Annotated in this window: 10 protein-coding genes; 9 read left to right on the top strand and 1 reads right to left on the bottom strand. The window is 69.4% G+C overall.

Annotated elements, in window-relative coordinates; all coding sequences use genetic code 11:
* Positions 1-1,971 (bottom strand): ATP-binding protein (locus ABD120_RS14010; RefSeq protein WP_343950275.1); only part of this gene is annotated, 1,971 nt, incomplete at its 3' end.
* Between the two features lie 263 nt (positions 1,972-2,234).
* Between ABD120_RS14010 and ABD120_RS14005 the strand changes: the two genes are divergently transcribed.
* From ABD120_RS14005 to ABD120_RS13965, 9 genes are all read left to right on the top strand, one after another.
* The gene (locus tag ABD120_RS14005; protein ID WP_343950274.1) at positions 2,235-2,423 is read left to right on the top strand and encodes a hypothetical protein; all 189 of its coding nucleotides are present in this window, start codon (positions 2,235-2,237) and stop codon (positions 2,421-2,423) included.
* 527 nt (positions 2,424-2,950) lie between these two features.
* The gene (locus ABD120_RS14000) at positions 2,951-4,132 is read left to right on the top strand and encodes a cytochrome P450 family protein (protein ID WP_343950273.1); all 1,182 of its coding nucleotides are present in this window, start codon (positions 2,951-2,953) and stop codon (positions 4,130-4,132) included.
* 17 nt (positions 4,133-4,149) lie between these two features.
* A complete protein-coding gene (locus ABD120_RS13995; protein ID WP_343950272.1) occupies positions 4,150-5,490 on the top strand; it encodes a cytochrome P450 in 1,341 nt (446 codons plus the stop codon).
* Complete coding sequence (locus tag ABD120_RS13990; protein ID WP_343950271.1) at positions 5,487-6,575, top strand: polyprenyl synthetase family protein; 1,089 nt, start codon at positions 5,487-5,489, stop codon at positions 6,573-6,575. Before ABD120_RS13995 ends, ABD120_RS13990 begins: the two co-directional genes overlap by 4 nt.
* 27 nt (positions 6,576-6,602) lie before the next feature.
* Entirely contained in the window at positions 6,603-7,673 is a 1,071-nt protein-coding gene (locus tag ABD120_RS13985; RefSeq protein WP_343950270.1) for a terpene synthase family protein, read from the top strand.
* A 43-nt stretch (positions 7,674-7,716) separates the two neighbouring features.
* Positions 7,717-9,009, top strand: coding sequence for a cytochrome P450 (locus ABD120_RS13980; RefSeq protein WP_343950269.1), 1,293 nt, complete (start codon positions 7,717-7,719; stop codon positions 9,007-9,009).
* Positions 9,006-10,139, top strand: a complete 1,134-nt coding sequence (locus ABD120_RS13975) for a hypothetical protein (RefSeq protein ID WP_343950268.1) — start codon at positions 9,006-9,008, stop codon at positions 10,137-10,139. Before ABD120_RS13980 ends, ABD120_RS13975 begins: the two co-directional genes overlap by 4 nt.
* Positions 10,136-11,338: a cytochrome P450 gene (locus ABD120_RS13970; protein ID WP_343950267.1), complete on the top strand. Its 1,203-nt coding sequence runs from the start codon at positions 10,136-10,138 to the stop codon at positions 11,336-11,338. The genes ABD120_RS13975 and ABD120_RS13970 overlap by 4 nt, the downstream gene beginning before the upstream one ends.
* Complete coding sequence (locus tag ABD120_RS13965) at positions 11,335-11,547, top strand: ferredoxin (protein ID WP_343950266.1); 213 nt, start codon at positions 11,335-11,337, stop codon at positions 11,545-11,547. Before ABD120_RS13970 ends, ABD120_RS13965 begins: the two co-directional genes overlap by 4 nt.
* The last annotated feature ends 2 nt before the right edge of the window (positions 11,548-11,549 follow it).

The following is an 11,549-nucleotide window of genomic DNA, read 5'->3' as shown; positions in this document are numbered from 1 at the left end:
CGTCGAGGCTGACAGCGGTGCCGAGATCATGGCCCGGTACGCGCGCCGCCGTCCCGCCGCCGCCCGGCGGACCTCCGCGAGGCGCGGCCCCCGGTAGAGCAGAGCCGGGTCGCGGCCGCCCGCCTGCCACTCCTCGGCCTCCCGGTCGAGCCGGGCGAGCAGCCGCAGGCTCGCCCTGTCGTCCTCCAGCCAGTCCCCCAGCAGCGGCCAGACCTCGAACAGGCAGTCGTGGGTGATCTCGACGTGGTTCTCGGTGAGCACGAGCAGCCGCCGGTCGCCGAACCGCTCCAGGATCTCGCCGATGTCCGCGTAGCCCGCGAGGTCCGCCCGCGCGACCGGCCGGCGGGCGAGGAGCCCGTCGTCCGTGATCATGGTGAGGCGGCGGAACAGCGCTCTGGTCGTCGCCTTCCCCTCGTCCGTGAGCGCGGCGTAGATGTCGTCGGCGCCCTTGCGGACGGCGCCCTCGACGCCACCGCCGTGCTCGTAGCCGCGCACGGTGAGCCGGTTGCCCTCTCGGTTCTCCCAGGCCGCCAGCATGGCCTGGGACAGCAGCGGCAGCGCCCCCGAGCGGCCGCCGACCGCGTCGAGCACGTGGTCGGCGAGCTGCGGTTCCAGTTCCAGCCCCGCAGCCGCCGCCGGGCCGGTGATCGTGGAGCGCAGCCGCTCGCAGGTCATCGGGCGCAGCACGAACTGCCCGTTCTCCATGGCCTCCGCCAGCGGGTCGTGCTCGGCGCAACGCGCGAGGAAGTCGGCGCGCACGCCCAGGACCACCATGACCGAGCCGCCGGCCGCCGCCGAGGCGAGCGCGGCGACGAACGTCGTCCGGCTTTCGGCGTCGGCCACCGTGAAGACCTCTTCGAACTGGTCGATCACCAGGACCAGCCGGGCCCCCGGGGGCGCGCCGGACAGGCGGGCCGCCCGCCGTACCGCCGGCCACGCCTGCTCCGGGTCGGCCCGCAGCCGCGCGCGGAGGGCCGGGCCGTCGGCGCCCTCGAAGGCGGCCAGGTGGGCGGCCAGCGTGCCGACCGGGTTCGCGGTGGGCGTCATCACCACCACCGGCCACCGCCCCGAGCCGTGGACGCCGAGGGCGCCCCGGCGCAGCGCGGGCAGCAGCCCGGCCCGCAGCAGGGAGGACTTGCCCGCGCCCGACGCGCCGGTCACCATGACGAGCGACGGGCCGCCCAGCCGGTCGGCGATCGTCTGGATCACCCGCGCGGTGTCCTCCTCCCGGCCGTAGAAGATCTCCCGCTCCTCGCCGTCGAAGGGCAGCAACCCGCGATAGGGGCTGCCGTGTAACCAGCGCGGCGGTACGGCGGGGCTCACGACGTGGGAAAGCCGCTCCTGGATCCGGCGCAGCAACAAGGACTGCTCGCGCAGCCGCTCACGGTCGCCGCGCCGCTCGGCCTCCTGGCGGGCGATGCTCTGCAGCAGTTCGTCCACCTTGTGTGTGACGCCTTCGAGCACGAAGCGGAACTCGGTGAACTCGGTGCCGAGTTCACCGAGCGCCTCGGTCAGCCGGGCCTTCTCCGCCCGGTCGCCGACGGCTTCGAGGGCCGCGCCCACCGCGTCCACACGGTCCAGCAGGTCGGCGAGGGTCGCGCGCACACTCGCGGCCTCCTCGGTCCCGGAGGCGAGCAGGCGCTCCAGCCGCTCGGCGAGTTCGGTCTCGGCCGCCTCGGGGGTGGGTTCGCCGGCCGTACGCTCGCGCAGGCGCCGGATCGCGTCGTGGACGACGTCGCTGAGGATGTTGGCGCCCACCCCGCCCAGAACCCCGAGCCCCGCCAGGGCGACGGCGCCGGGGGCCGCCAGCGCCAGCGGGACGAGCGCGGCCGCCGACAGGCTCGCCAGCAGGCCGACCGAGGTGAGTTTGCCCACGCCGGAGGCGAACTGCCTGGTCACCGTCCTGGCGATGCCGTCTCTGGACCGTTCGATCCGATCATCGGGGACGCCGGCGACCTCATCTTCTGCCAACCCGGTCGACCTCACCTCTGCTCGGGGGTGAGCCTGATCGGTTCGCCCTCGTCCCCCTCACAGCTTGGGACGCGTCGTGTTTCCGCATCGCGGTCAGCCGGGTCCACACGACCGCGAGCCGGGCGTGAGGACACCGACCGTGCGTCGAGTCACCCAGAGGACCGTTCGCCCAAGTGTCACCGAACCTCGGTCACCGGGCAAGGTGGAGCCGGGCGATCCACGCTACCGCGGACTGGTGTCGAGGGGCACAATCAGCGCCATCGGTGCGCGCCCGACCGACCGTCTCCACCGAGGACGTCCTTGAGTACGGCTGGCACCGGGGCACCTTCATGATCGAGGCGGACACCACGCTGGGCGAGACGTACCGGAAGCTGTTCCTGGGGCGTCGCCGTCCCCGGCGGCCGCTGCGCGGCACCGCCGCCCGAGAGACGGCAGCAATGTGCCTCCGCTGAGCAAACACCTGAGTCGCCGACGCCTGCCCGTGACCTCGTTTCGGGCACGCGTCCCCCGGCCGCAGACCCTCGCGTCGCGGTGACTCTATGCCACTTACCACGGCAAACAACAAGGAGCATTGAAGTAATGACTTTAGGTTCCTGTCCGCTTTGACAACAAAGCCAGAGTTTCGGACATCGTGAATGCAAGGCACCCCCCGGACACTACGGCACAAAAAGTATTGACATGGCCGAAAACCGAGTGGATCATGGCCTCTGGATCAAGGACCGGGGGGTCTCGCATGACGACCGAAATACAGTCCAATACTCTGCAGAGACGCCTTCCGCGTCCCGAGTAGCCGCGCCAGAAAGAGCAAAAGCCCAGGCCTGGACAGGCGGTCCTGCGCTGCCCACATTTCATGGACCCGTCTCCATGCCTGGCTGCACGCCTCCATTCCTGCACGACACAGGGATTTCCCCTACCAATTATCTCTGCATGACGCAGAGATTTCGCTGCTATTTACCTCTGCGCGACACAGGGATTTCGCATGCCATTTTCCGGCCGTCTCGAAGACTTCATGGTCGATCCGTACTCGATTTATCGGCTCATGAACGCGGAAGCGCCGCTCACGCCGGTCAGCCCGACCGACTTCGTCGTGACCGACCCCGCGCTGATCATGGAGATCTTCGAGAACCACGACGTGTTCACCAGCGTCCACAACCTGGAGGGGCAGGTCCCGGTCAGCGACGAGGCGCGGGCCGTGCTCGACCAGACGCTCTTCTACCGGGGCGCACTCTTCAACGAGACGCCTCCGGAACACTCGGCCTTCCGCAAGACCTTCATCCGTCCGTTCACTCCCGCCTCCGTGGAGAAGCTCGCACCGAGGATCCGGGAACTGGCCGCAGACATGTGCGGCGACATGTCAGGACGCGACGGCTTCGACGTCATGGGGGGACTGGCCTTCCCGCTGCCGATCAAGATCATATCCGACATGATCGGCATTCCGGAAGACGATCGGCAGCAGGTCAAGCAGTGGAACGACATGTGGGTCGCCCTCCAGGTGGCCCCGCTGCCACCTGAGGCCCAACTCGGTGCCGCCATGTCGGTACGCGCCTACGAGGACTACGTCCGCGAGCTGATCGCGACGATCCGGGCCGAGCGCAGACCGTGCCTGATCCTCGACATGGCCGACGCGATCGGCACGCCGGGCGCGGTGCACGACGTCGACGACATCATCGTCGCCATCCGGGTCATGATCGCCGCCGGGCATGAGACGACCTCCGGACTCATCGGCAACGCCGTCAACCGCCTCGTCGAAACCGGCCGGTGGGCCGACCTCGCCAAGAATCCCGAGGACATCCCCGCATTCGTCGAGGAAACCCTCGCCGCCGACCCCTCCGTGCAGAGCGCGCCCCGCTCGGTCGAGAAGGACACGGTGATCCGGGGGATCACCGTCCCCGCCCGTGCCCGGCTGCACCTGGCCATCGGCGCATACTCGGCGCTCGCCGGACAGGACGGCGAATCCGAGGCCCACAAGCACCTCGGATTCGGACACGGCATCCACCGGTGCATGGGATCGCACCTGGCCAGGACCGAGTCCCGCATCGCGCTGGAAACGCTGCTCGCGGCGATCCCGGCGACCCCGCGCTTCGACGACGCCGCCCCACCGGTCCGCCTGCCCGGCGGATTCGTCTTCCGCAGCTTCAGCTCGTTGCCCATCTCCTGGTAGGGAGGAACCAGCTCATCGTGTCCAAGCCCCCGCTGGTGCCGTTCGCCACCCCCGGCATCGGCCACGCACTCCACATCTGGCAGAACCCGCTCAAGTTCTTCAGCGCGGCCGCCAGAACCGCGCCCCTCTCCCGCATCAAGATCGGCTGGAAGGACGCCTGCCTGGTCTCCAACCACGAGCTGCTGTACCAGATCCTCGTCCCGGACGCCAAGAAGTACGACAAGGGCATCCAGTACGAGCGGGCTCGGGCCATGCTCGGCAACGGCGTGCTGCTGGCCGAGGGCGACTTCCACTTCCGGCAGCGCCGCCTGATGCAGCCGATGTTCAACAAACCCTCTGTAAACGACTACATCAACGCGATGCACACCTACAGCACCGCGATGGTGGACTCGTGGGCCGACCGCGACGTCGTCGAGCTGTACCCCGAGTTCTACCGGCTCGCCACCCAGGTGGTCATCGACACACTGTTCTCCACCAAGATGAGCCATCAGGACGTCGAACTCGTCAGGCGGCAGATGCCCATCGTCATCGCCGGCATCGAGAAGCGCGGCGCCCTGCCGCCCAAGCTGTTCGACACGATCCCCACCCGCGAGAACCGCGCGTTCTACGCGGCCATCTCCGACCTGCGCCGCCTCGGCGACCGCCTGGTAGACGAACGGCTGGGCATGTCACGCGGCAGCCGCAGCCACACCGACCTCATGGACGTGCTGACCGAGACCGACGACGCGGTCACCCGCCGCGACAACGACCGGGCACAGATCCTCAACGAGTTCCTGACCTTCCTGACAGCCGGTTCTGAGACCACGCCCAGCGCCATCGCCTGGTCGTGCTACCTGCTGGGGCGCCACCCGGAGATCCAGGAGCAGGTACGCGACGAGGTCGCCGGCTTCGACTCGGGATCGAGCGACGTGACCGCGATCCTCAAGCTGCCCCTGCTGCAGGCGGTGGTGAAGGAGGCCCTGCGCCTCTACCCGCCGGTGTGGGCGCTCGGGCGGCGCACGATTCAACCCACCGTCCTCGGCGGCTACGCGCTGCCGACCGGCACGCAGGTCTTCTACTCCGTCTACTCCGTCCAGCGCGACCGCGACGTCTACGACGCGCCCAACGAGTTCCGGCCGCAGCGTTGGATCGACGACGCCAAGAAGTACCCGCGCACCGCCTTCCTGCCGTTCGGCGCGGGCATCCGCAACTGCATAGGCGAGCACTTCGCGTGGATCGAGATCTCCATCGCGATCGTCAACATCCTGCAGCGCTACGAGCTGTCGCTGCAGCCCGGCCAGACCGTGCCGCCCGCCGCCATGGGCGCCCTGGTGCCGGGGAACCTGCCGATGCGGCTGCGCCGGCTGGTCTCGCGATGACGAGCGTCACCGCAGTACGGCTCGTCGAGCGGGTGCGGGCGAACGTGGCCTCGCTGCTCAAGGAGTTCGCCGCCCTGACCTCCGAGTCGGACTCCGACGGCGTCGGCGCCCCCGCCTTCACCCAGCGGCTGTCCGACTACGTCACCCGGTTCGGCAGCATGCGGCGTACCCGGGTGTCGGCGCACGCCTTCGACGGCTTCCGCCATACCGACGAGGCGGCGTTCGCGGCACTCGGCCACGCGTGCGCCGCGCTGGAGTTGTTCCACGCGGCCTCTCTCGTCCATGACGACATCATCGACGAGAGCCCGACCCGGCGGAACAACCCCGCCTTCCACACCGGCTGGGACACGGCCGACCTGGCCGAGGACGGATTCGAGGCGGCGAAGTTCGGCGTCGCGGCCGGACTTCTGGGCGGCGACGCGCTGCTGGTGCTCACCGCACGTGCAATCGACCGCATTCCACCGCCCGTCCGGGGGGGCGTCGCGGACTTCTTCCACCAGATGCAGCTGCGGACGGTGATCGGGGAGTTCCAGGACTCGGTGCTGCAGCACCGCAGGATCCGCGCCACGCGGGCCGCCATCACAGAGATGTCGGTCAACAAGACCGGCTGGTACACCGTGATCGCCCCCATGGTCCTGGCGGCCCGCTGCGCCGGCGCCGCCGAGGAGACGATCCCCCGCCTCGTCGCCGCCGGGTCGGCCTTCGGGGAAGCCTTCCAGCTCCTCGACGACCTCGTCGAGGTGTACGGCGAACCCGCCGTCACCGGCAAGAACCCGCTGGACGATCTGAACGCGGGCAAGGCGACGCTGCTGCACCACATCGTCAGCGCACACTGCACGCCCGCCGAACGCGCCACCCTGGCCCAGGTGTACGGCCGGGGCGACGGCACCGAACGCGACCTCCGCCAGTACCGGCGGCTGGTCGACACCCACACCGCACACGTCGCCGACGATCTACGCGAACTTATGGACCGGGCCAGAGAGCTGCTGCACGAGGCCGGATTCCACAAGCGCACGATCGATCGCATCGAAAGCGAACTGAATCCCGACTTCCGGATCCCGGTCCCTCTGGACGAGAGCGCTTAGCACATGGTCGCGAACTTCACTCTCCCCTTGGCAGGCACCCATGTCCTGCTGCCGAGTTTCGAGCACTACGTCCCCACCCTGGAGCGTGCCGACAACGACCAGGTCGTCGCCGAGAGCCAGACGTGGTGCAGGCAGAACCTGGCCGACCTGCTACCGCCCGACGCCCTCACGACGCTGCTGGCCGAGCGCGCCTCGCTGTGGACCGCCCTGGTCCTGCCCACCGCGCCGTACGAGTTCCTCGTCGCCGCCGCGAGATACACCGAATACCTGTCGATCCTCGACAACGCGCTGGTCGACAAGGACCGGCTCGGCAGCGACCCGGTGTACGCGGCCGAGCTGAAATCGGCCATCGACACCATGTTCGGGCAGGAGCAGCTCGGCCGGCCGGCGAACGAGGAGCTCGCCATCTGGTTCAAGCCGCTCGACGAGTGCCTGTCCACCCTGCACACCTACCTGACCCCCGAGGTGTGGGAGAACTTCCACCGCGAGGTCGAGCGGTTCTTCATCGGGTGTGTCGAAGAGGTGCAGTACCGCAACTCGGACACCGTCTACGACTTCCACACCTATCTGCGCATGCGGCGAGACAGCGTTGGTATGGGCATGTACCTGGCACTCGGCGAGGCGCTGGCGCCGCCGTTCGCCGCAGAGGAGACGGACGGTGCCGAGTTCCGTACCCGGCTGCTCGCCCACGCCCTCGACCACATCGCGCTGGCCAACGACCTGTTCTCCTTCCGCGCCGAAGCCGACGCCGACGACGCGGTGAACGCCGTCGCGACGCTGATGCTCAGCGAGAACCTCACGGTCCAGGCCGCCTTCGACCGCGTCGGGTTCGAGGTGCAGCGCAACGAGATCGACTTCCGGCGGGCTCTGCACGAGTGCGTGGCCGCGCTCGGACCCGACCACGCGGTGAGCGTCTACGGCGGCCTGCTGTGGCACATGATGTGCGGCAACGTCGACTGGTCCTACCGCACCACGCGTTACAACGGAGAAAGGCATCAGTGGGTTGGCCGGTATCCTCAGGTCGTTCAGCTTCAGAAGGGCAGCACCCTCTTCACCGACAAGAGGTACGCCGACCTCGTCGCCGAGGGTCTGGCGTAAGCGTGCCGCCGGATACCGCACCCGGGTCCACCACGACCTCGGGTTGCTGCGCGAGCTGACCCGGCTGGCCCGCGATCCGCTGGGCGCCGTGACCGCGCTCAACTCCTCCGCCGACGTCCACGTCTTCACGGCCCTCGGCAAGACCATGGTCTTCGTCACCGACCCGCTTCTGATCAACGACATGCTCGTGGACCGGCGCGGCGACTTCGAGAAGGGCGTCTTCTACGACCGGGTCCGGCGGCTGGCGGGCAACGGAGTCGTGCTCGCCAACGGCGCCGAGCACCGCAGGCAGCGCGACTACCTCGACCGGTTCTTCAAACGCGATCACGTGGTCGGCCTGTCCGAGTTGATGACCACCGTCGTCCGCGACGAACTGGCGAGCTGGAAGACCAGCCTCGACATCGACGCCGCCCTGCACCGGATGACGTTCAAGATCCTCGCCGCCACGATGTTCGGCACCGACATCGACCGCGGCCAGTTCGACCGCATCCACGAGTGGCTCGCGCTCACCCTGGAAGCGATCATGATCCGTACCCTGGTGCCGAACTGGTACCTGCGCGTCCCCACCAAGCGCAACCGGATGCACGACACCGCCATGGACCGGCTGCGCGCGGCGATCACCTCGGCCATGGACTCTCCCGGGCAGGCCGACCCGGACCGGCTCGACCTCATCTCCGTCATGCGCTCCGTGCGCCACCCCGACGGCACTCCCCTCAGCCGCTCCGAGATGGCCGACCAGATCGTGGCGGTCACCATGGCGGGCGCGGAGACCGCCGCCACCGCGCTGTCGTGGCTCACCACCGAACTGGCAAGGGACGGCACGCTGCAGGACGCCCTTCGGGACGAACTGGCGCGGGCGCGTGAGCGCGGTGTTCCGTACGGGCCGGACCTGTCGGAGACCCCGTTGCTCAAGAAGACCCTGTCGGAGCTGCTGCGCTGCCGCCAGCCGATCCTGGTGATCTCCCGGCGGACGGTGCGCGACACTCGGCTGCGCGACCTCAGACTGCCCGCGCGCACCGAGGTCATGTACAGCCCGTGGGCGATGCACCGCGACCGCACCTGGTTCTCCGCCGGGGCCGCCTTCGAGCCGGAGACCTTCGGCGCGGGCGGCTGCCCGGTCGCCAAGGGCGCCTACACACCGTTCGGTCTCGGCCCCCGGCACTGCGTGGGCGAGCAGTACGCGTGGCAGATGATGTGGATCGTCGTCGCGGAGATGCTCGCCGCCGTGCGCATCGACACGGCGAAGGCGCAGCATCCGCGCGGGCGGCCGCTGGCCACGATCATTCCGGGGACCGTACGGGCGAGGGTCGCGCGGCTGACCGGTGATCGGGCATGACGCGGCTGCTGGAGCCCAGCGAGGTCTTTCACGCGTTCCTCGACTGGCAGACCGGTTTCGAGGTCGAGGTGCCGGCACAGGTGACGCCGGACGCGGCCGCGCGGGCGCTGGAGCGCCTCTACGCCGGTTTCCCCCGGCTGGCCGCCGGTATCGGGCGCACCCCGGACGGGTTCGCCTTCGAGCCCGGGTCCGCCACCGTGGAGAGGAGGCCGGACGGCGCCCGCGTACACGCCACGCTCTCGGCGTTCGACGTGGACCTCTCCCAGCCGGACGTCGTGCGCGTAGCCGGGCGGCTGCACCACGCGCTGTGCGACGTCACGGGCATCCTGTCCATGGCCGATGAGCTGCTCGGTCTGCTGGGTGCGGGCCCGCATGCGGACTCGATCCCTCCGGAGGTGGCCCGGGAGTGGCCGATCGCCGCCGAGACCCTGTTCGGACCTGAACAGCCCGCCGACGCCGTACGGGCGACCAGGCTCTTCTACGCCCAGGCCGGTTCCCCCTCGCTCAAGCCCGCGCAGCCGATCTCCCTGACGCTGTCCGGCGAGCGGGCCAAGGCTTTGGACGACCGCTGCGACGTGTCGCTGACCGCGTTGATCGCCGCGACCGTGGCACCCCTCACCCACGGCGACACCGACCGGGTGACGATCGGCGTGCCGGTGGACTGCCGGGTGTACATCGGCACCGACCGGACCGTACCGGTTCCGCCGCGTGCGATCGGCAACGGCAGTCACGGCGCGCTGGTCCCGATCGCCCGGGGCTCCGCCGACGTCCTGGCCACCGCCAGCGCCTTCGACGACGAGCTCATGGACCAACTGGAGGCGGCGACGCCCACGGCGCCCTTCCGCGACGGGCGCCGGTACCTGCCCGAGCACAACGGGCCCGCCCACCTCGTGGTGTCGAACGCCCGGGGCGCGGCCCGGCGCTTCCCGAGGCTGGCCGACGCGCGGAAGGTGATCGTGCTGCCCGAGGTCTCGATCCCCGGGATGCCGATGATCGCCGTGAACGAGAGCCCGGCGACCCGGGCCGTGGTCATCACGGTCATCGCCGACCCTGCCGACCACACCTCCACCGACGTACGCCAGATCGTCGACACGCTGGCACGAGCACTTGACGGAATCGGGGAACGATGACCGAGCTATTCGAGCACGAACTACCGACGATTCCCCGGGGGCGGAGCTCGGTGTTCGAGCTGCCGACCGGGCTCATGGACATGGCCGCCGCCGGGCCGATCCACCGGCTCAAGTACGCCGGCGGCCACGTCGGCTGGATCGTCACCGACTTCCAGCTGTGCCGCAAGGTGCTGACCATGCCGGAGTTCAGCTCCCGCCCGGACCTGCGGCATTCGGCCATCCACGAGGCCATCGGCGACGGCCAGCCGCCGGAGGAGCGCCCCGGCATGTTCGTCGGGATGGACCCGCCTGAGCACACCCATTACCGGCGGATCGTCGCCGCGGCGCTGCGGTTGGGCGAGATGCGGCGGCTGCAGGACGACATCGCCGAGCGGGCCAGGGCGCTGTTCGACTCCGACACCGGTGAGCGCGTCGACCTGGTCTCCCAGGTCGCCTCCCCGCTGCCCGCCCTCGTGATCACCGAACTGCTGGGTGTGGAGGAGGAGGTCAGCCACACGCTGTCCAGCTGCCTGGAGCGCATGCTGTCGCTGGAGTCCACCGCCGACGACGTCAGGAAGATGTTCACCGTCATCTTCGACGAACTCGGCGCCGTCGTGGCCCGGCGCCAGGAGGACGGCGGGCCTGGGTTCATCCAGAACATGATCGACGACGGCCAGTTGTCCCATGCGGAGATGACCAGCATCGCCTTCCAGCTCTACACGGCGGGTCACGAGACCACCACCAATATGATCGCGCTGAGCTGGCTGTACCTGCTGAACCATCCGGAGGCCGTCGCCGCGATCCGAGGTTCGGACGCCGCCGTCGCCGACGCGATGGAGGAGTTCCTGCGCTTCTTCTCCATCATCCAGTTCGGCATCTCACGGGCCGCGCTCACGGAAGTGGAGCTCGGCGGGGTGACCATCCGGCCGGGTGAGACGATCACGGTCTCGCTGCCCGCCGCCAACTTCGACGCTCAGCGGTTCTCCGACCCGCACCGGCTGGACATCTCCCGCCGCGACCGGGGGCACCTCGCCTTCGGCTTCGGTGTCCACCAGTGTGTGGCGCAGCAGTTGGCTCGGGTCGAGCTCACCATCGCGCTGCGTGTGTTCCTCGAACGGTACGACGACTTCACTCTCGATTCCTACGAGATGAAGTCGGACACGATCGTCCACGGTCTGAACCGGCTCTTCGTCCGGCAGTCCGGCACCGACCGGCCGTGATCCATGCCGATCGAACCCGCTGCTGCGGCGCGGGCATGTGCGTGCTGATCGCCCCGGACGTCTTCCACCAGGACGAGGACGGCCTCGTCCTGGTGGACGCAGACGCCGTCCGCGCCGCCGATCCCGACCTGCTGCGGCACGCCGTCAGCTGCTGCCCCGGGCAGGCGCTGTCCGAGGACGAAGACGCCCCGCTCCTCGAACGAAGGTGAAC

Source organism: Nonomuraea longicatena, assembly GCF_039525605.1.
Classification (GTDB): Bacteria; Actinomycetota; Actinomycetes; order Streptosporangiales; family Streptosporangiaceae; genus Nonomuraea; species Nonomuraea longicatena.
Note: the sequence above shows the minus strand (reverse complement) of the source record. Positions and strands in the feature narration are given on the sequence as shown.

Excerpts from the sequence above, each read along its gene's own strand:
- ABD120_RS14000 (WP_343950273.1), top strand. The coding sequence starts at position 2,951 with ATGCCATTTTCCGGCCGTCTCGAAGACTTCATGGTCGATCCGTACTCG.
- ABD120_RS13975 (WP_343950268.1), top strand. The coding sequence starts at position 9,006 with ATGACGCGGCTGCTGGAGCCCAGCGAGGTCTTTCACGCGTTCCTCGAC.
- ABD120_RS13970 (WP_343950267.1), top strand. The coding sequence starts at position 10,136 with ATGACCGAGCTATTCGAGCACGAACTACCGACGATTCCCCGGGGGCGG.
- ABD120_RS13990 (WP_343950271.1), top strand. The coding sequence starts at position 5,487 with ATGACGAGCGTCACCGCAGTACGGCTCGTCGAGCGGGTGCGGGCGAAC.